Source organism: Pseudomonas sp. IT-P253 (assembly GCF_949768125.1).
Taxonomy (GTDB): domain Bacteria; phylum Pseudomonadota; class Gammaproteobacteria; order Pseudomonadales; family Pseudomonadaceae; genus Aquipseudomonas.
The window spans coordinates 46595-64880 of record NZ_CATKPT010000018.1 but is presented as its reverse complement, the minus strand read 5'-3'; the positions used below and the strand labels follow the sequence as shown (position 1 = coordinate 64880).

20 protein-coding genes, 1 tRNA gene and 1 pseudogene are annotated in these 18286 nt (G+C 56.7%); 9 read left to right on the top strand and 13 right to left on the bottom strand.

All coding sequences use genetic code 11. The features are described 5' to 3' along the window. Positions 1-17 precede the first annotated feature (17 nt). The 6 genes from ACM6IR_RS11690 (at position 18) to ACM6IR_RS11665 (ending at position 6806) form a co-directional block, all read left to right on the top strand. A complete protein-coding gene (locus ACM6IR_RS11690; RefSeq protein WP_414907839.1) occupies positions 18-1301 on the top strand; it encodes an acyl-CoA dehydrogenase family protein in 1284 nt (427 codons plus the stop codon). A 42-nt stretch (positions 1302-1343) separates the two neighbouring features. Beyond that, positions 1344-2474 (top strand): saccharopine dehydrogenase family protein, encoded by a 1131-nt coding sequence (locus ACM6IR_RS11685; protein ID WP_414907838.1) that lies wholly within the window; start codon positions 1344-1346, stop codon positions 2472-2474. Positions 2475-2495: 21 nt separating this feature from the next. Further along, positions 2496-4052: a class I adenylate-forming enzyme family protein gene (locus ACM6IR_RS11680; protein ID WP_414907837.1), complete on the top strand. Its 1557-nt coding sequence runs from the start codon at positions 2496-2498 to the stop codon at positions 4050-4052. A gap of 209 nt (positions 4053-4261) precedes the next feature. Beyond that, positions 4262-5500, top strand: coding sequence for a thiolase family protein (locus tag ACM6IR_RS11675; protein ID WP_414907836.1), 1239 nt, complete (start codon positions 4262-4264; stop codon positions 5498-5500). Positions 5501-5557: 57 nt separating this feature from the next. Next, on the top strand, positions 5558-6352 hold the full coding sequence (locus ACM6IR_RS11670; protein ID WP_414907835.1) for an SDR family NAD(P)-dependent oxidoreductase: 795 nt from the start codon (positions 5558-5560) through the stop codon (positions 6350-6352). Positions 6353-6416: 64 nt separating this feature from the next. Then, entirely contained in the window at positions 6417-6806 is a 390-nt protein-coding gene (locus ACM6IR_RS11665) for a hypothetical protein (protein ID WP_414907834.1), read from the top strand. On the opposite strand, the pseudogene ACM6IR_RS11660 reads toward ACM6IR_RS11665, so the two are convergent. The 10 genes and pseudogenes from ACM6IR_RS11660 to thrS form a co-directional block, all read right to left on the bottom strand. Then, a pseudogene (locus ACM6IR_RS11660) lies at positions 6807-7192 on the bottom strand (IS66 family transposase); the annotation flags it as partial. A gap of 171 nt (positions 7193-7363) precedes the next feature. Then, positions 7364-7440 (bottom strand) — tRNA-Pro (locus ACM6IR_RS11655). 89 nt (positions 7441-7529) lie between these two features. Beyond that, positions 7530-7886 carry a MerR family transcriptional regulator gene (locus ACM6IR_RS11650; RefSeq protein ID WP_003179985.1) on the bottom strand — a complete coding sequence of 119 codons (357 nt, stop codon included), beginning with the start codon at positions 7884-7886 and terminating at the stop codon, positions 7530-7532. Beyond that, entirely contained in the window at positions 7867-8169 is a 303-nt protein-coding gene (gene ihfA, locus ACM6IR_RS11645; protein WP_002553164.1) for an integration host factor subunit alpha, read from the bottom strand. The genes ACM6IR_RS11650 and ihfA overlap by 20 nt, the downstream gene beginning before the upstream one ends. Positions 8170-8172: 3 nt before the next feature. After that, complete coding sequence (pheT, locus tag ACM6IR_RS11640; RefSeq protein WP_414907833.1) at positions 8173-10554, bottom strand: phenylalanine--tRNA ligase subunit beta; 2382 nt, start codon at positions 10552-10554, stop codon at positions 8173-8175. A gap of 26 nt (positions 10555-10580) precedes the next feature. Further along, positions 10581-11597 carry a phenylalanine--tRNA ligase subunit alpha gene (gene pheS, locus ACM6IR_RS11635; protein ID WP_059404377.1) on the bottom strand — a complete coding sequence of 339 codons (1017 nt, stop codon included), beginning with the start codon at positions 11595-11597 and terminating at the stop codon, positions 10581-10583. A gap of 109 nt (positions 11598-11706) precedes the next feature. Continuing rightward, positions 11707-12063 (bottom strand): 50S ribosomal protein L20, encoded by a 357-nt coding sequence (rplT, locus tag ACM6IR_RS11630; protein WP_007905879.1) that lies wholly within the window; start codon positions 12061-12063, stop codon positions 11707-11709. A 27-nt stretch (positions 12064-12090) separates the two neighbouring features. Continuing rightward, the gene (gene rpmI / locus ACM6IR_RS11625) at positions 12091-12285 is read right to left on the bottom strand and encodes a 50S ribosomal protein L35 (protein ID WP_008145659.1); all 195 of its coding nucleotides are present in this window, start codon (positions 12283-12285) and stop codon (positions 12091-12093) included. Between the two features lie 60 nt (positions 12286-12345). After that, positions 12346-12897 carry a translation initiation factor IF-3 gene (infC, locus tag ACM6IR_RS11620; RefSeq protein ID WP_169857083.1) on the bottom strand — a complete coding sequence of 184 codons (552 nt, stop codon included), beginning with the start codon at positions 12895-12897 and terminating at the stop codon, positions 12346-12348. Next, positions 12897-14819, bottom strand: a complete 1923-nt coding sequence (thrS, locus tag ACM6IR_RS11615; protein WP_414907832.1) for a threonine--tRNA ligase — start codon at positions 14817-14819, stop codon at positions 12897-12899. The genes infC and thrS overlap by 1 nt, the downstream gene beginning before the upstream one ends. 385 nt (positions 14820-15204) lie before the next feature. Here thrS and ACM6IR_RS11610 point away from each other — a divergent pair, with 385 nt between their 5' ends. Together ACM6IR_RS11610 and ACM6IR_RS11605 are read left to right on the top strand one after the other, a co-directional pair. Next, positions 15205-15504 (top strand): hypothetical protein, encoded by a 300-nt coding sequence (locus ACM6IR_RS11610; protein ID WP_414907831.1) that lies wholly within the window; start codon positions 15205-15207, stop codon positions 15502-15504. Positions 15505-15796: 292 nt separating this feature from the next. Beyond that, positions 15797-16009, top strand: coding sequence for a cold-shock protein (locus tag ACM6IR_RS11605; protein ID WP_003179963.1), 213 nt, complete (start codon positions 15797-15799; stop codon positions 16007-16009). Between the two features lie 69 nt (positions 16010-16078). Here the strand turns inward: ACM6IR_RS11605 and ACM6IR_RS11600 are convergent, their stop codons facing one another. Further along, positions 16079-16399 (bottom strand): I78 family peptidase inhibitor, encoded by a 321-nt coding sequence (locus tag ACM6IR_RS11600; RefSeq protein ID WP_414907830.1) that lies wholly within the window; start codon positions 16397-16399, stop codon positions 16079-16081. 165 nt (positions 16400-16564) lie between these two features. Next, positions 16565-16870 carry a hypothetical protein gene (locus ACM6IR_RS11595; RefSeq protein WP_414907829.1) on the bottom strand — a complete coding sequence of 102 codons (306 nt, stop codon included), beginning with the start codon at positions 16868-16870 and terminating at the stop codon, positions 16565-16567. Between the two features lie 132 nt (positions 16871-17002). Between ACM6IR_RS11595 and ACM6IR_RS11590 the strand changes: the two genes are divergently transcribed. Further along, on the top strand, positions 17003-17215 hold the full coding sequence (locus ACM6IR_RS11590) for a hypothetical protein (RefSeq protein ID WP_414907828.1): 213 nt from the start codon (positions 17003-17005) through the stop codon (positions 17213-17215). A 33-nt stretch (positions 17216-17248) separates the two neighbouring features. Here ACM6IR_RS11590 and ACM6IR_RS11585 read toward each other — a convergent pair whose 3' ends face one another. Next, complete coding sequence (locus tag ACM6IR_RS11585; RefSeq protein WP_414907827.1) at positions 17249-18277, bottom strand: nucleoside hydrolase; 1029 nt, start codon at positions 18275-18277, stop codon at positions 17249-17251. Positions 18278-18286 lie beyond the last annotated feature (9 nt).

The window sequence follows — 18286 nt, the reverse complement described above, 5'->3', positions numbered from 1 at the left end:
CAGGTGAAGCCTTCACAATGATCACATTGCACGAAACCCTGCGATTGCCTGCCGTCGGTCTGACTGGCTTTGAAACGCCGCTGACTGAAGAAGAGCGCGCCATACAGCAGGCGGTGCATCAGTTTGCCAAGCACGTACTACGCCCGATCGGCCGGGAGCTCGACAAAATGAGTGCCGCCGACGTGTGCGCACCAGACTCACCATTCTGGTCGGTGTTTCAAGAGGCAGCCAAGCTCGGTATCGAGCCAGCTTTCTTCTCTCAGTTCGACCCCCAGACCGCCGTTCGCCTTGAGTCACTGATCGGAGAGGAAATGGGGTGGGGCGATGCCGGCCTGGGGATTTCACTGGTTGTCTGCGGTGCTCCCTTGCAAATGGCCATGGCCGCCGGTAATCAGGAGCTCGTGGAGCTCTGCACGGACAAGATCGGCTGCTGGATGGTTACTCATCCGGACAAAGGCAGCGATCTCATGATCTACGACATGAAGCGCGAATGGCCGCCCGGACAAGCAGGCAATAAGGGCAGCCTCTGCGCCAAAGTCAGCAAGGACGAGATCGTTATCAATGGCCAATGTTCGGCCTGGGTTTCAAACGGTGCCGTGGCGCAAGTCGCGCTGGCTCACATTACCGCTGACTATGGTGACGGCTACTTCGATGCCGATGGCAGACCCCACGGCGTAGCTGTGATCATCCCGCTCGACCTGCCCGGTATTTCACGCGGCAAGCCGCTGGACAAAATCGGTCAGCGCGCCCTGCCACAGGGTGAAATCTATTTCAGCAACGTGAAAATACCACGCCGCTTTGCCGTCGCCCTGAAAGATCAATATTACGGCAACCAATCCTCGGCCTGGTCCTACGCCGGTACGCACATGTCGCAGGTTTTCACCGGCGTCGCCCGCTCGGCCTTCGAAATGGCTTTGCAGTATTGCCATGAGCGTAAACAGGGCGGCCAGTTGCTGATCGACCATCAGCTCACGCGCTACCGCCTGGGCGACATGATGCGACGCGTCGAACTGGCGCGCGGCGTCGCTCGGCGGTCACTGGCCTATGCGCGCTTGTCTCCGTGCGCTCACCCCTACGCCACGGCTTCAGCAAAGGTGACGGTCACCGAAGAGTGCATGAAGGTTGCCAGCGAGGCGCTGCAACTGTTCGGTGGCGCGGGCACCTCACGTGAGTACCCGATTGAAAAGATCTTCCGCGATGCCCGCTCTGCACTAATCGAGGATGGTGAGAACACCATCATCACGATGCGTGTTGGCCTCTTGTGCCAACAGCTCTATGCCGAAGGTTGGTCACAGAATTGATGCTTGCAGCTATCCAATAACCAAAAAACAAGAGACGCAAAAATGGCTAAATTTCCCGTAGTTGTCTATGGCGCCAGTGGCTACACCGGCATGCTGACCATGGACTGGCTGATCGACCAGAACATCCCCTTCACCGCTGTGGCGCGCAATGCCAAGCGCGCGCAGGAAATGATGGCGCAACGTGTGGTACGCCTGGAGTCCGCGACCTACGAAATCATCGAGGCCGAACACAACGTCGAGTCACTGAGCGCCGCCTTCAAGGGGGCCAAGGTGGTCTGCAACACCGTCGGCCCCTTCGTCAACTTCGGTCTAACCACCGTCGAGGCCGCGCTCAAGGCCGGCTGCCACCACATAGACACCACCGGCGAGCAAAGCTATGTCCGTCAGGTTCGCGAGCAATTTGGCGAGCTCTATCGCCAGGCTGGCTTACTGGTTTCGCCATCGCTGTCCTATATGTTCAGCTTCTCCGAGATCGCCGCCGAACTGGCGCTGGAAACCCCCGGCATCGACGTGCTGGAAACCGCTGCCCTGTGCCGCGGCCCGCGTGATGTCGCAGGGGTCAGCCTGGGCTCGGCGGCCTCGATTTTCGAATTGTTCCACCGGGAGCAATTCTACCTGTGGGAAAACAAGCTGGTGCAGCACCCAGCCACCGCATCGTTCAACATTGTCGACCCCAACTTCATACAGCCGGTTTTCTCCCTGCCTTGGGGCGGAACCTCGCTGCCGATTTACTTCGAGCATGATCCGCGCGTGCGCGCCTGCACCTCCGCGGTCGGTTTCTACGACAACAATGTGATGCCGATGGTGCATGGCCTGAGCCAGAAGTGGGAAGCGGAATACAAGCACTTGTCCAAGGAGCAGCAGGACGCGGTGGTGAAGAGCCTGGTAGAGGCCACCACGCCGAGCATGCCGCCCCGCGAACGCACCACCTTGCAACGCAGCGTCGACATCGCTATCGGCCGCGGTCACCTGGCCGCCGTGCGCGCTACCGTGCATGGCGTCACACCCTATATCTCCACCGGCGCCCTACAGGCCGCGGCGGCGATCAAGCTGCTCGACGGCGACACCAACAAGGTCGGCTTCGCTTCCGGCTCCAAGGCTTTTGGACACCGCTATCTGCTCGGTTTCCTGGAAGAGCGCGGCCTGGCCCGTGCCACCGTTACCAAACTCTGATAACCGGCACAGGAACCACTTATGGCCATCATCGACTTTTACGATCGCGGCTGGGGCATCAACCCTGCCGGGGTCGCCTACATCCAAGGCGAGCGCTCCTACACCTTCAATGAAATCGGCGAGCTCTCGTGTCGCATCGCCAACAAGCTGCTCGCACTGGGCTTGCCGAAGGAAACCAAGGGTGCCGTCTGGTCAGGTAACGACGTCACCGCCTGGGCCTGCACATTGGGTCTATGGCGCGCCAACATGACCTGGATTCCAGTCAACGCGCGCAATTCAAGCGAAGAGAATCACTACATCCTCGACGCATTCGATTGCGAGGTGATGTTCTACCAGAACGACTTCGCGCAAATCATCACCGAGCTACGGCCCAAGTTGCCGAAGATCAAGCACTGGATCTGCATCGATGCCGAAGCTGTCGATGCACCTTCGTTGGAGCTATGGAGTGCCGGCCAGCCGGCGAGCCGTCCCGAAGTCGCCTATGACATGGACGACGTGGTGGCGGTCTCACCCACTGGTGGCACAACGGGCACGCCAAAGGGAGTGATGAACACCCACCGCAGCGTGCAGACGTTCATCGCCCACTTCATGCTGACCTGTGCTTATCGCAATGGTGAAAAGCCGGTGAATATGGCCGCTGCACCGATGACCCACACTGCCGGCCTGTTGTCCGTACCCTGCACGGCGCAAGGTGGCACTGTAGTGGTTATTACCAAACCCGATCCGGCATTGATGTTGAACGCCATTGCGCAGCACAAGGCCAGCGAGCTCTTTCTGCCGCCAACGGTGATCTACAGGCTGTTGGAAATTCCCGGTATCGAGAAGCTGGACTTCTCCTCGGTGAAGTACCTGATGTACGGCGCGGCTCCGATGTCGGTAGACAAGCTGAAGAAAGCTATCGAGGTTTTCGGACCGGTCATGACCGGCGGCTATGGTCAGACCGAAGCACCGGCCAGCATCGCCAACTTTCGTCCTGACGAGCATCTGGTGGGAGACCAATTCGCCGACGACGAACGCCTGTCCTCGGTCGGCCGCCCTAACCCGCTGGTCCGCGTCGAAGTGATGAGCGACACCAACCAGATCCTGCCGCGCGGTGAAACCGGTGAAATATGCGTGCGCGGCGACCTGATCATGAAGGGTTACTACAAGCAGCCGGAGAAGACCGCCGAGACCATCGTCGACGGTTGGCTGCATACCGGCGACATCGGCCATATCGATGCCGAAGGCTATCTGCACCTCACCGATCGCAAAAAGGACATGATTATTTCCGGCGGTTTCAACGTCTATCCCAGCCAGGTCGAGCAAGTGCTGTGGGGACATCCGGCCGTTCAGGACTGCGCCGTGATTGGCGTGCCCGATGAAAAATGGGGCGAGGCCGTCAAGGCCGTGGTCGAGCTCAACCCAGGCCAGGAAACCACCGAGCAGGAGCTTATCGAGCTGTGCAAAGCCAGGCTGGGCAGCGTGATGGCACCCAAGTCTGTCGACTTCACTACCAGCCTGCCACGTAGTCCGGTGGGCAAGGTGCTGAAAAAAGAACTGCGTCAGCCGTATTGGAAAAACTCGGCCCGCAAGATCTGACGCAACCGCAGATCTCAGGCCCGTCGGGCTACCCGATCGGGAAAAAATCGAGGTCGATCTCAACCTCGGCCTGCACGTGGCCGAGATACGCCTGCCTGAACCTGGTAACGACCAGCAACTTCAGTAAGCCGCTGCCCAGGCGCACCCAACGTCAACCACGCCGTGGGGTGCGAACTGGGCATCGACCCACTGAATATAAGGAATTTTCAATGAGCAATATCTATATCGCCGGCATCGCCATGACCGTCTTCGGTCGCCACATCGAACGCAGCCTCGACGACTTGGCACGTGAGGCTTTCCAGGGCGCATTGAAGGACGCCCACTGCAGTGCCGCCGATCTCGATATCGCATTTTATGCCGGCATGACCAATGGCCCATTGCAAGGCCAGCTCTCGATCCCCGGTCAGGTCGTGTTCAGCAAGATCGGTATTCAAGGCATTCCTATCTATAACGTCGAGAATGCCTGCGCTTCGGGTAGCTCAGCCTTCAATCTGGCCGTGCAAAGTCTCAAGGCCGGTACAGCCAGTATCGCGCTGGCGTTGGGTGCGGAAAAGATGAACATCCCGGATAAACTGAAGGCCCTCTCGCTGTTCGAGGCTGGTTGGGACGTATCTCGCGCCGAAGAGAATTATCAGACGCTGGTGAAAATGGGCGAAGGCGTGGTGCCGCCCGCCGGGTCGGAATCGGACAAGCCTTACAGTAAGTTCATGGCCATCTATGCCGCATTATGCCGCCAGCATATGAAAACCTACGGCACCACGCAGCGACAGATCGCAGCGGTGTCGGCAAAAAACCACACCCATTCGGTCCATAACCCTTACTCGCAATTTCGCAAAGCCTTCGGTATCGACGAAATCCTTGCCGCCCCTCCGATCACCTACCCGCTCACCCTGCCAATGTGCGCGCCGCTGTCGGACGGTGCAGCAGCAGCCATCCTGTGCACCGAGGAAGGACTCACACGCATCGGTGCCGACAGGAGCCGCTGCATCAAGGTAGCGGCCAGCGTCATCCGTAGCTTCAGCCATCGCCGGCTCGATCAGCCGGAACTGAACGTCGGTCACCTGGCAGCTAACCTGGCCTATGACCTGGCGGGCCTGGGGCCACAAGACATGCATGTCGCCGAAGTCCATGACGCCTCGGCGATGGGTGAAATCATTCAGGTCGAAAACCTGGGCCTGGTCCCGTTTGGTCAGGGCGGTCCTGCGGCTGAACGTGGCGAATTCACCTTGGGCGGACGCATCCCGGTCAATACCTCAGGCGGTCTGGAATCGAAAGGCCATCCACTCGGTGCTACCGGGATTGGCCAGCTCTACGAACTGGTGACGCAACTGCGCGGAGAGGCTGGCGCACGCCAGGTACATGGCGCACGCCATGCAATCCAGGAGAACGGCGGCGGCTTGCAGGGTATTGAGGAGGCAGCAGTCGCGATCCACATTCTCAGCAAATAGTTCTTGTCAGAAAAATTTGTAGTGGCGAAATCAATCAAAACAAGAAGGATAAAAAACATGTTCCAAAACAAAGTAGTCGTCATCACTGGCGCAGGATCAGGCATTGGTCGGGAGTTGGCTATCCAGATGGTGGAAGCTGGCGCACATGTAGCCCTGTCGGACATCAACCAGGTGGGTCTCGACAAAACCATGAAGCTATTGCCTGACGCCAGCAAAGCGAAAGGTTACATCCTGGACGTATCGTCCTGGGACGCCTTCCAGGCTCATGCTGACGAGGTGAAGCGAGATTTTGGCACGGCGCATTTCGTCATCAATAACGCAGGTGCCGCAGTCATCGGGACAGTTGCCAACACCTCCATTGATGAGTACGAGTGGCAACTCGGTATCAACCTGTGGGGCGTGTTGTACGGTACCAAAGCGTTCCTGCCGATGATGCAGGCCCAGCGAGAGGGCTGCATCGTCAACATTTCCAGCGTATTTGGCCTGGTGGGTTTCCCGATGCAAAGTGCTTACAACATGTCGAAGTTCGCCGTACGTGGTCTGACCGAAGCATTATGGTCTGAACTCGAAGGTAGCGGTGTACGCGCCGTGTGTGTTCACCCCGGAGGAATTCGAACCAATATTGAGAAGTCCGGACGACGTTGTAAAGCCGCCGGTAAAACAGAAGAAAGGTTCACGGCAATGGCTGAAAAAATGCTACTGACGCCAGCGGCCGATTGTGCCGGCGACATCATCAGGGGGCTGCGCAACGGAACCAAACGCATTATCACAGGGAACAAGTCGAGCACCTTGTTCTGGATAAGCAGGCTGTTCCCCAATAGCTATCCGGCATTACTCAAGCTGCTTGGCTGAGACCCAGAAGTTACAAGATGTCTCTGCGTGATGCGAGGCGTCACCACCTCTCAGGAACAACCCCATGACCGACAGTTATACCCGCAAGCTGTTTATTTCTGCCGCCTGTTTCAACGTACTCGCGGGTCTTCCATTACTTGTAGCCCTGCGACCCGTAGCTGCACTGTTGGGGCTGCAAATTACCCCTACCTCAACCCTCTTCATTCAACTAACCACGTGCCTGGTTATCATATTCGGCTGGGCCTACTGGATGATCGCTCGCGATCCGCTGCAGTATCGTCCCTATATCTTGCTCGGGGTGATCCTGAAAGTGCTGGTTGTTGTGGTGGTTTATGGTCACTGGCTGGCGGGCAGCATCCCCTGGCCATTGCCAGTAGTGGCATCGGGTGACATCGTCTATGCATTACTGTTCTGGCGTTATTACGTATGCGTCCGGCCATCACGCCTTGCGTAACTAAACCGGTTGCCACTTATGCGGCAGTAACTGATCGATTTCACTCGCCCGCTGCGTCGGTTGGTGTGTGAGAACATCCTTCAGATAGGCATACGGATCATGACCATTCAGCCGTGCAGACTGGATCATATTTATGATCACGGCCGCGCGTTTACCGCTGCAAAACGAACCTGCGAAGAGCCAGTTTTACGTCCAAGAACCCAAGGGCGGATCTGGTTCTGGGCCCAATTGTTGTCAATTGGGCCGGCCCCGCCATTGAGGTAGTGTGACAGCGCTGTCCACCGTTTCAGGCTGTAATTGAGCGCCTTAGTGATGGCAGAGCTTTCGGGCGCCAGATGACACTGGGCGATCATCCATGCATGTAGCATATCCATCGCCGGTACGGCTAAATAGCGTAAATTTTCTCCAGCCTTGTTCATGAGACGACTGCCAGATAAGGCATCAATTCACGCGAACGCAGTGAGGATTCCACTGAGAGCCAGTCGTTTTGTAGGGGTAAAAAACTCAATAAATAAAAAGGGGTCGCGAAATAAAATCTCGCAACCCCTTGAATTATATGGTCGGGACGGAGTGATTCGAACACTCGACCCCTAGCACCCCATGCTAGTGCGCTACCGGACTGCGCTACGCCCCGACTAGGCGTGAAACCTGTTCCTCTCCTCGAAGAACGCTCAAGAATATATCGCAAGCTTTTGAAAACTGGAAGTATTTAAAAGCAGGAATTTATTTCTTGAGTACAACCAGCACGTCTTCCAATTCAGCGATCATCTGCCGAATCATTTGCTTGTATTGGGTGGTGTCGTCTTTGGCTTCATCGCCGGACAAACGCAAGCGTGCGCCGCCGATGGTGAACCCCTGATCGTAAAGAAGCGCGCGGATCTGCCGGATCATCAGCACGTCTTGTCGCTGATAATACCGGCGGTTTCCGCGGCGTTTCACGGGGTTGAGTTGAGGAAACTCCTGCTCCCAATAGCGCAGCACGTGCGGTTTTACGGCACACAGCTCGCTGACTTCACCAATGGTGAAGTAGCGTTTGCCTGGGATGACGGGTAGCTCGTCGTTATGACTTGGTTCCAGCATAAGCCTCAACTCGGGCCTTCAACTTCTGCCCTGGACGAAAGGTGACCACACGGCGAGCCGTGATCGGGATTTCTTCACCCGTTTTCGGATTGCGGCCAGGCCGCTGGCGTTTGTCCCGAAGGTCGAAATTGCCGAAACCGGACAATTTGACTTGTTCGTTGTCCTCAAGAGCGTGCCTGATTTCCTCAAAAAACAGTTCGACCAATTCCTTGGCCTCCCGTTTATTCAGGCCCAGCTCTTCATACAGACGTTCCGCCATCTCAGCTTTCGTCAGAGCCCCCATACGTCACTTCCTTAACGTGGCGTTCAACCTTTGTTCGAGCGAGGTGAGGATGTTTTGCGTCGTGGTATTCACCTCATCGTCATTAAGAGTGCGCGATGGATGCTGCCAGGTCAAGCCAACTGCAAGGCTTTTTCTATGCGGATCAATACCTTTACCCTGATACACGTCAAATAGCCTGAGGTCTGTCAGCCATTCACCTGCATTTTCACGGATTACGTCCAGTACCGCACTGGCTGCAACGCCTGTATCGGCCAGCAGGGCCAGGTCACGACGCACTTCAGGAAAGCGCGATAACTCCTGGAATTTAGGCATTTTGCCCAATGCCACTTCGGCCAGAACCATCTCGAAAACGAAGACCGGACGGTCGAGACCGAGGGTTTTCGATAGTTCAGGGTGGATTGCGCCGACGAAACCGACCAAGCGGCCTTCACGCTCGATGCGTGCGGTTTGCCCCGGGTGCAACGCAGGGTGTTTGCCCGGCACAAACGTGAACGAATCCAGTGCACCGGCGAAGCCCAGCACCGCTTCCACGTCAGCTTTGACGTCGAAGAAGTCCACGACATCGCGACCTTGCGCCCAACCTTCCGGCAGACGGCTACCGCAAACAACGCCCGCCAGCATCGGCTCTTGCTTCAGGCCTTCCAACTGACCGACGAAGCGCAGGCCGCTTTCGAACAGACGGACGCGATCTTGCTGACGGTTCAGGTTGTGCTGAAGTGCCTTCACCAGGCCCGGCCACAAGGACGAGCGCATGGCCGCCATGTCGTTCGAAATCGGGTTGGCCAGTAGCAGCGGTTCAACACCTGGATTAAACAATTCGAACTGTTTCGGATCGATGAAGCTGTAGGTAATCGCTTCCTGGTAACCCCGAGCCACCAGCAGACGGCGCAGTTCAGGCAGATCGCTACGGGCTTCAGCCTTGGCTTGCGGCGCCAGACGGGCTTGCGGGTAGCGAACCGGCAGACGGTTGTAACCGTACAAACGGGCCAGCTCTTCGATCAGGTCGACTTCCAGGCTGATGTCGAAGCGATGGCTTGGCACTTCTACGCGCCATTGCCCTGCCCCATCGGCCGAAACAGTCAGACCCAAAGCGTTGAGCAGACGCTCGACTTCGGCCGAATCCATTTCCATGCCCAGCATCTGGGTGATGCGTTGCGCACGCAGCGTTACCGGCGCGATTTTTGGCAGATGCTGCTCGCTCACGGTTTCGATGATCGGGCCGGCTTCGCCGCCAGTGATTTCCAGCAGCAGGCCAGTGGCGCGCTCCATGGCTTCGCGGGCCAGTTGCCAGTCCACGCCACGCTCGTAGCGGTGCGAAGCGTCGGTGTGCAGACCATAGGAACGCGCCTTGCCAGCGACAGCAATCTGATCGAAGAACGCGCTTTCCAGGAAGATATCGCGAGTGGTCGCGGTGTTGACGCCACTGTGCTCGCCACCCATCACGCCGGCGATTGCCAGGGCGCGAGTGTGGTCGGCGATCACCAGCGTATCGCTACGCAGACTGACTTCCTGACCGTCGAGCAGCACCAGCTTCTCGCCTTCTTCAGCCATGCGTACGCGGATGCCGCCGTTGATTTCGGCGAGATCGAACGCGTGCAGCGGCTGACCCAGCTCCAGCATCACGTAGTTGGTGATGTCGACGGCAGCGTCGATGCTGCGCACGTCAGCACGACGCAGGCGCTCGACCATCCACAACGGGGTCGGTTTGGACAGGTCGACGTTACGGATTACACGACCCAGGTAACGTGGGCAAGCGGCTGGCGCCAGCACTTCAACCGAACGCACTTCATCGTGCGCGGCTGGAACGGCAGCAACGACCGGGCGGGTAACTTTAGCGGCGTACAGCGCGCCGACTTCGCGAGCCAGACCCGCCAGGGACAGGCAGTCGCCGCGGTTCGGGGTCAGGTCGACCTCGATGCTGGCGTCGTCCAGGTTCAGGTATTCGCGAATGTCCTGACCGACCGGCGCATCGGCCGGCAATTCCATCAGGCCATCGTTGCCCTCACCGACTTGCAGCTCGGCTTGCGAGCACAGCATGCCGTTGGACTCAACGCCACGCAGCTTGGCTTTCTTGATTTTGAAGTCGCCTGGAAGCTCGGCACCGATCATGGCGAACGGGATCTTCAGGCCCGGGCGCACGTTTGGCGCGCCGCAGACTACCTGGAAGGTCTCCGAGCCATTGCTGACCTGGCAAACACGCAGCTTGTCAGCGTCCGGGTGCTGCTCGGTGCTCATCACCTCGCCCACGACCACGCCACTGAATTCACCGGCGGCCGGCGTAACGCTATCGACCTCAAGACCGGCCATCGACAGACGAGCAACCAGCTCGTCGCGACTTACCTGCGGGCTTACCCAGCCACGCAGCCATTGTTCACTGAATTTCATCCTGCTCTCCTAAGAATTCGTTACGACTAGCGAAATTGCGCGAGGAACCGCAAGTCGTTGTCGAAGAACAGACGCAAGTCGTTCACGCCGTAACGCAGCATGGCCAGACGCTCAACGCCCATGCCGAAGGCAAAGCCCGAAAACTCTTCCGGGTCGATCCCGGACATACGCAGCACGTTCGGGTGAACCATGCCGCAGCCCATGACTTCCAGCCAGCCAGTCTGCTTGCAGACACGGCAGCCTTTACCGCTGCACATCACGCATTCCATGTCGACTTCGGCGGATGGCTCGGTGAACGGGAAGTACGAAGGACGAAAACGCACGGCCAGTTCTTTTTCGAAGAACACCCGCAGGAACTCTTCGATGGTCCCTTTCAGGTCGGCGAAATTGATGTCGCGATCGACCAGCAGGCCTTCGACCTGGTGGAACATCGGCGAGTGGGTAATATCGGAGTCGCTACGGTACACACGGCCTGGGCAGACGATGCGGATCGGCGGCTGTTTCGATTCCATGGTGCGGACCTGTACCGGCGAGGTATGGGTGCGCAGCAGCATGTTCGCATTGAAATAGAAGGTGTCATGCATCGACCGGGCCGGGTGATGACCTGGGATGTTGAGTGCTTCGAAGTTATGGTAGTCGTCTTCGACCTCAGGGCCTTCGGCAATGCCGTAGCCGATGTGGGTGAAGAACTGTTCGATACGTTCCAGAGTGCGGGTAACCGGATGCAGACCACCCGAGCTCTGGCCACGGCCAGGCAGGGTCACGTCAATGGACTCGGCAGACAGTTTGGCGGCCAGGTCGGCCTCTTCAAACAGCGCCTTGCGGGCATTGAGAACCTCTGTGACACGCTCCTTGGCAACGTTGATCAGCGCACCGACTTGCGGACGCTCTTCTGCCGGCAAATTCCCCAGGGTCTTCATCACCTGAGTCAATTCACCCTTTTTGCCAAGGTAGTGAACCCGGATTTGCTCCAGGGCATTGATATCTTCAGCGCTTTGCACAGCCTCTAGTGCTTGAGAGACGAGCGCATCCAGGTTTTCCATGTACAGACTCCAGATACAAAATAGGGGAAGAGCTTGAAGGCTCTTCCCCTATTTATGACGTTTAACACCTGGCCCCACAGAGGTGAGGCCGGGTGACTGTCGGGGGTACTTAAGCCAAGGTGGCTTTAGCTTTCTCGACAATCGCAGCAAACGCCGCTTTTTCGTTCACTGCCAGATCAGCCAGAACCTTACGGTCGATCTCGATGGACGCTTTTTTCAGGCCGGCGATGAAACGGCTGTAGGACAGGCCGTTGATACGTGCACCAGCGTTGATACGAGCGATCCACAGAGCGCGGAACTGACGTTTTTTCTGACGACGGTCACGGTAGGCGTATTGGCCTGCCTTGATTACCGCTTGCTTGGCAACACGGAATACGCGCGAGCGAGCGCCGTAGTAGCCTTTAGCAAGTTTCAGAATTTTTTTGTGACGTTTACGGGCAATGACGCCACGCTTTACACGAGCCATGAGTTACTTCCTCTATTCTTGACTAAATTAACGAAGGCGCAGCATGCGCTCGACTTTTGCCACGTCACACGGTGCCAGCAAGCTGCTACCGCGCAGTTGACGCTTACGCTTGGTCGACATTTTAGTCAGGATGTGGCTCTTGAAAGCGTGCTTGTGCTTGATACCGTTAGCAGTTTTCAAAAACCGCTTAGCAGCACCACTTTTAGTTTTCATTTTTGGCATGTTCGGATACTCCGCATTCAGTTGATAAACATAATCAGAAGGCCTGCCGTGCCCTATTGATTACTTCTTCTTTTTCGGGGCGATGACCATGATCAGCTGGCGTCCTTCCATCTTAGGATGCTGTTCGACCGAACCGTACTCGAGCAAGTCACCTTCAACTCGCTTGAGGAGTTCCATCCCCAGCTCCTGGTGGGCCATCTCACGGCCGCGGAATCGCAAGGATACCTTGGCCCTGTCCCCATCACTCAGGAAACGTACCAGGTTGCGCAGTTTTACCTGGTAATCCCCTTCCTCCGTCCCTGGACGAAACTTGATTTCTTTAACCTGGATCTGCTTCTGGTTTTTCTTGGCCGCGGCAATCTGCTTCTTCTTTTCGAAGATCGATTTGCCGTAGTCCATCAGTTTGCAAACAGGGGGTACTGCATCAGCGGAAATTTCCACCAGATCCAGTTTGGCCTCTTCAGCCTTAAGAAGCGCGTCTTCAATTGACACAATCCCAAGCTGTTCACCTTCAGCCCCAATTAACCGAACCTCGCGTGCCGAGATATTCTCGTTGATCGGGGCCTTCGGTGCAGCTCGTTTATCTTGTCTCATTTCACGCTTAATAGTAATTACTCCGAATCTGGGCGACCACGCCGGGAAACCGCTTGAGCGAGGAACTCGGCGAACTGGGCGACGGGCATCGAGCCCAGGTCAGCACCTTCACGAGTACGCACAGCGACAGTCTGCATCTCGACTTCCCGATCTCCGATAACCAAGAGATAAGGAACCTTGAGCAAAGTATGCTCGCGGATTTTAAAGCCGATCTTTTCATTTCTCAAGTCAGACTTGGCACGAAATCCGCTTTCGTTGAGGGTTTTTTCAACCTCAGCGGCGAAATCTGCCTGTTTATCAGTGATATTCATGATCACTGCCTGGGTCGGAGCCAGCCACGCAGGGAATGCACCCTCGTAGTGCTCGATCAGGATTCCGACGAAACGCTCGAAGGATCCAAGGATCGCCCGGTGCAACATTACCGGGTGCTTGCGACTGTTGTCTTCGGAGACGTATTCGGCTCCCAGACGGATAGGCAGGTTAAAATCGAGCTGCAGGGTACCACACTGCCAGACGCGGCCAAGGCAATCTTTCAGCGAGAACTCGATCTTCGGACCGTAGAACGCACCCTCGCCCGGCTGTAAATCGTACGGCAGGCCAGCGCTATCAAGGGCTGCAGCCAAAGCAGCTTCGGCGCGATCCCACAGCTCGTCGGAACCGACGCGTTTTTCCGGACGAGTGGACAGCTTCATCTCGACGTCTTTAAAGCCGAAGTCGGCATAAACGTCCATGGTCAGCTTGATAAACGCAGCGGACTCGGCCTGCATCTGCTCTTCGGTGCAGAAGATGTGGGCGTCGTCCTGAGTGAATGCCCGCACGCGCATGATGCCGTGCAACGCACCCGACGGCTCGTTACGGTGGCAAGCACCGAACTCGGCCAGACGCATCGGCAGTTCGCGGTAGCTCTTCAGGCCTTGATTGAACACCTGCACGTGGCAAGGGCAGTTCATCGGCTTGATGGCGTAGTCGCGGTTTTCCGACTGCGTGGTGAACATGTTGTCGGCGTAGTTGGCCCAGTGCCCGGATTTCTCCCACAGGCTGCGGTCAACGACTTGCGGAGTCTTGATCTCCAGATAGCCATTGTCGCGCTGAACCTTGCGCATGTACTGCTCGAGCACTTGATACAGGGTCCAGCCGTTCGGATGCCAGAACACCATGCCCGGCGACTCTTCCTGGGTGTGGAACAGGCCCAGGCGCTTGCCGATCTTGCGGTGATCGCGCTTTTCAGCTTCTTCGATGCGCTGGATGTAAGCCGCCAGCTGCTTCTTGTCAGCCCATGCTGTGCCATAAACGCGCTGCAACTGCTCGTTTTTGGCATCGCCACGCCAGTAGGCGCCGGACAACTTGGTCAGCTTGAAGGATTTCAGGAAGCGTGTGTTCGGCACATGCGGACCACGGCACATGTCGACGTATTCTTCGTGATAGTACAGGCCCATGGCCTGCTCGTTCGGCATGTCTTCGACCAGGCGCAACTTGTAGTCTTCGCCGCGAGTCTTGAATACTTCGATCACTTCGGCACGCGGAGTGACTTTCTTGATCACGTCGTAATCTTTTTCGATCAGCTGCTGCATGCGCTGTTCGATGGCCGCCAGGTCGTCCGGAGTGAAAGGACGTTCGAAGGCGATGTCGTAATAGAAGCCTTCGTCGATAACCGGACCAATGACCATTTTAGCGGTCGGGTACAGCTGCTTGACCGCATGGCCAACCAGGTGGGCGCAAGAGTGGCGAATGATCTCCAGCCCCTCTTCATCCTTTGGCGTAATGATTTGCAGCGTGGAATCGCTGTCGATGATGTCGCTGGCGTCGACCAGCTTGCCATTGACCTTGCCGGCCACGGTGGCTTTGGCCAGACCGGCACCAATGGATGCGGCGACCTCGGCTACGGAAACCGGGTGATCGAATGAACGTTGACTGCCGTCGGGAAGAGTAATAGTTGGCATGGCGCCTCCTCTCCTAGTGGTGACCCCTACCAAAGGTCACGTGGGTTGGGATGAGCCAGTACAAGATCCGGTCCAGGCCATTCAATAACGAACGCCTGCCTTACAGCGGCAGGAGCCTTGCGGCCAACCGGAAAACCGAACCAGAGTGACTGGGATTCAAATCAGGGTTATTCGTGCGTTTGCCGCTACCGGGACTGAAGGTCTTCCGGAGTCTGCAAAAGCACGAGCGAAGAATCCTAGCACAGATGAACGGTCATCGACGCTCAAGGATGCGGACTGTGAATATTTCTGCGTTTTTGCGGCGCATAGTGAACTTGAGATATACGCACTGCCTCAAATAGGCTGAGAATTGCCACAGAATTATCGACCCGAAGGAGTTCCAGTCATGCGTCTTATCCGTCTTATCGCCCTTGCCGCCCCGCTGGCCATGCTGTTGCCGCTGAGCGCACAGGCCGCCTGGCCAGCCGGTGTGAAAGCCAAATACATGCAAGATTGTACGATCGCTGCCAGCAAGAGCGTGAACCCGTCTGAAGCCCAGAAGCACTGTGCGTGCGGCGCCGATGTCCTGGAGAAGAAATTCACCACGCAGGAAATCTCGCAGCTGATGGATCCTAACAACCCTCCAACACAAGCATTGGGTCAGCGGGCACTGCAAGAAATCTCGGTGTGCAAAACCCAGAAATAGGGTATCGAGGCGCTGATTTGGAGTGTTTCGAACAGCAAAAACAGGCAAAAAACCACTGATTTGTATTATTTACGCAGCTTTTACGGCTTTTTTTAATCCCCTTTTTTTAAGCGCAAAGCCGCTGAAACCGGGGCTTTCAGCCATGCAAGGCTGCGAAAAATACGCAATATGAGAGCAAACAATCCCTCCGGGGGGCTCCCAAACCGAACATTTCGACTATGATAGTCCCGTGTGCCCAGTTGGCCTGAGCAGCACAGTACTACTGAAAATATATGTTTCTTGGAGATACACCATGTCTAATCGCCAAACCGGCACCGTTAAATGGTTCAACGATGAAAAAGGCTTCGGCTTCATCACTCCTCAAGGTGGCGGTGACGACCTGTTCGTACACTTCAAAGCTATCGAAAGCGACGGTTTCAAAAGCCTGAAAGAAGGCCAAACCGTTTCCTTCGTGGCTGAGAAAGGCCAAAAGGGTATGCAAGCTGCTCAAGTTCGCCCAGAGTAATTTCCAGGCGCACTAAAAAAACCCCGTCCATGTGACGGGGTTTTTTATGGGTGAAACAAAAGCCTGAGGTCAGCCGCAGTTAACGCGGGTGACAACCCGATTGGCATCGGTGTTCAAATTCAGGCGATCGGAGCGGTACTCCAGCGTCACCATGTCGTCAGGCATCAGGAAACGGGCATTCTGTGCACCTGCACGGGTACGCGCCTGCTCCAGCAGTTCGGGCGAAGCGGCTTTACCCAAGGTGAATTCAGCTGCCTTTGCATCACAACGGCTGTGGCCAGTGTCAGTCGTCGTAACAGGGTCTGTTGCCGATTCCGAAGTCGTACTGCTGCAACCGGCCAGCAGAGTGACGGCAAACAAAGTACCCAATGACGCGAGCTTCCAAGGCATGAAGCCTCCTTTTTTCAATAGTTAAGCAGAGATCTTGCGACCGCCAATCTGAAGTTTGGTTTCAAGGTGCAAGCCATCACCCTGCCCTCGATCCGCACAAGCGGCGAGTTTGCCTGAGCATCGCCTGCCGTTCATCACGCAATCGTGACTGAATATGAACAACACTCAATAGACATCGATGTAGTCGAACGGCGGAGTCGGCCAGTTCTCTGTCAGTGCATTGAAAATCTGCATGACCCAGACCTCATCGCTGGCCGCGACCAATCCTACATAACCGGAACCCTTGGCCCACGTCTCCAGACGAAACAGCAGCCCATTGATATCGGTCCCTCCGACGATGCCTGACGAAATGTAGGCAATGCCGCCCTTGGTCACCCGCAATTGGGTGTGTTCATCGTCGCTGGCGGAGGCCAGCAACTGACGTACCGCCTCAAGCGTTAAACCGTCAGGCGTGTTCAAATCGATCTGCACAGGGCGATCCTTGATAAATCGTTAAAGTCCAAGTGTCGCATAGCCCTCCCCTCATGCCTAAGTCGGAGTGCCAAACGTCGCGCAAAATGGTTAACTCGACATTCAGACTTTCCCGACTGCACGAGCACCATCATGACCACCGTAAGTATCGACGCCGACATCAAAGCCAAGTGGCCAGAAGGCCATAGCTCCTACAGCCCTGGCAGTGCGGAGGAGTTGGCGATCATCAGTATCGATATCCTGGTCAAGGAACTGGGAACCGAAGCCGCCCAGACCTTCATCAAACAGATATTCGAGAAATATCCGGCAGGGCTCAAATGCGCAGTGGATACCGAGAGGACGTAAAAACCCACAGGCTGGCACCTGCGGGCTTGCCGATTACTTCAGACGAGCCAGGCACTGGGTCAGTAAGTCGAAGAATCCCTGGGCGTCGCCGCTCTCGACCCAGAAGGCATTTTTGGGTGCCTTCAGGCTGTCATGCCAGTCGACAATGGTTTGACCAAAGGTCGGACCTTCGCGACTATCAACCACCACGCTGACCGAACGACCACTGAACAGCTCCGGTTTCAGCAGATAAGCGATGACCGTGGCGTCATGCACAGGCCCACCCGGAATGCCATAGTGCTCCATGTCGCCCTTGATGTATTCATTGAGAATATCGCCTACCAGCTTGCTGGCATTGTTGTTCAGTGCGGCAATTTGCTTCAGGCGCCTATCGCTGGTGAGGATCTTGTGGGTCACGTCCAACGGCAGGTAGGTCAGCTTCACACCACTGTTGAGCACTACTTCAGCCGCCTGCGGGTCAGCGAACAGGTTGAACTCGGCCACCGGGGTGATGTTGCCACCATTGAAGTGCGCCCCACCCATGACGACCACTTCCTTGATGCCCTGAGCGATTCCAGGTTCCTGGATTAGCGCCAGCGCCAGGTTGGTCTGTGGCCCCAGCATGGCGATAGTGATGCTGTGTGGCTTGGCAGCTTTCAAGGTATCGATCAGGTAATTGACTGCATCCCCCTTGGCCAGGCCCTTCTTGGGCTCGTGGACGGCGACGCCTGACAAGCCTTCCGTGCCATGAATGTCCTCGGCATAGATCGGCGTGCGCATCAGCGGTTTCGGGGCGCCCGCATAAACCGGTACCTCTTCGCGCCCTGCCCACTCTCGAGCCAGCCGCGCATTACGCGAGGTTTTGTCCAGGCGCACATTGCCGGCGACGGTGGTCAACGCGCGAATATTCAGTTCTTCAGGCGATGCCAGGGCGAATAGCAAGGCAACCACGTCGTCGGCGCCTGGATCAGTGTCGATGATCAAGTCGATTCTTTGCGCCGCTTGGGCGTTTGTTGCGCTAATCAGGGACAAAAGCAGCAGGCTCCGGAGCAGGTGGTGCAGTTTCTGAGCATAGCGGTACATGGCACACTC

Coding starts and splice junctions, on each gene's coding strand:
- ACM6IR_RS11680 (WP_414907837.1), top strand. CDS start 2,496: ATGGCCATCATCGACTTTTACGATCGCGGCTGGGGCATCAACCCTGCC.
- ACM6IR_RS11610 (WP_414907831.1), top strand. CDS start 15,205: ATGCGTCTTATCCGTCTTATCGCCCTTGCCGCCCCGCTGGCCATGCTG.
- thrS (WP_414907832.1), bottom strand. CDS start 14,819: ATGCCAACTATTACTCTTCCCGACGGCAGTCAACGTTCATTCGATCAC.
- ACM6IR_RS11650 (WP_003179985.1), bottom strand. CDS start 7,886: ATGCTGGAACCAAGTCATAACGACGAGCTACCCGTCATCCCAGGCAAA.
- ACM6IR_RS11590 (WP_414907828.1), top strand. CDS start 17,003: ATGACCACCGTAAGTATCGACGCCGACATCAAAGCCAAGTGGCCAGAA.
- ACM6IR_RS11690 (WP_414907839.1), top strand. CDS start 18: ATGATCACATTGCACGAAACCCTGCGATTGCCTGCCGTCGGTCTGACT.
- ACM6IR_RS11605 (WP_003179963.1), top strand. CDS start 15,797: ATGTCTAATCGCCAAACCGGCACCGTTAAATGGTTCAACGATGAAAAA.
- pheS (WP_059404377.1), bottom strand. CDS start 11,597: ATGGAAAACCTGGATGCGCTCGTCTCTCAAGCACTAGAGGCTGTGCAA.
- ihfA (WP_002553164.1), bottom strand. CDS start 8,169: ATGGGGGCTCTGACGAAAGCTGAGATGGCGGAACGTCTGTATGAAGAG.
- ACM6IR_RS11685 (WP_414907838.1), top strand. CDS start 1,344: ATGGCTAAATTTCCCGTAGTTGTCTATGGCGCCAGTGGCTACACCGGC.
- ACM6IR_RS11600 (WP_414907830.1), bottom strand. CDS start 16,399: ATGCCTTGGAAGCTCGCGTCATTGGGTACTTTGTTTGCCGTCACTCTG.
- ACM6IR_RS11670 (WP_414907835.1), top strand. CDS start 5,558: ATGTTCCAAAACAAAGTAGTCGTCATCACTGGCGCAGGATCAGGCATT.
- pheT (WP_414907833.1), bottom strand. CDS start 10,554: ATGAAATTCAGTGAACAATGGCTGCGTGGCTGGGTAAGCCCGCAGGTA.
- ACM6IR_RS11665 (WP_414907834.1), top strand. CDS start 6,417: ATGACCGACAGTTATACCCGCAAGCTGTTTATTTCTGCCGCCTGTTTC.
- ACM6IR_RS11585 (WP_414907827.1), bottom strand. CDS start 18,277: ATGTACCGCTATGCTCAGAAACTGCACCACCTGCTCCGGAGCCTGCTG.
- ACM6IR_RS11675 (WP_414907836.1), top strand. CDS start 4,262: ATGAGCAATATCTATATCGCCGGCATCGCCATGACCGTCTTCGGTCGC.
- rplT (WP_007905879.1), bottom strand. CDS start 12,063: ATGGCTCGTGTAAAGCGTGGCGTCATTGCCCGTAAACGTCACAAAAAA.
- rpmI (WP_008145659.1), bottom strand. CDS start 12,285: ATGCCAAAAATGAAAACTAAAAGTGGTGCTGCTAAGCGGTTTTTGAAA.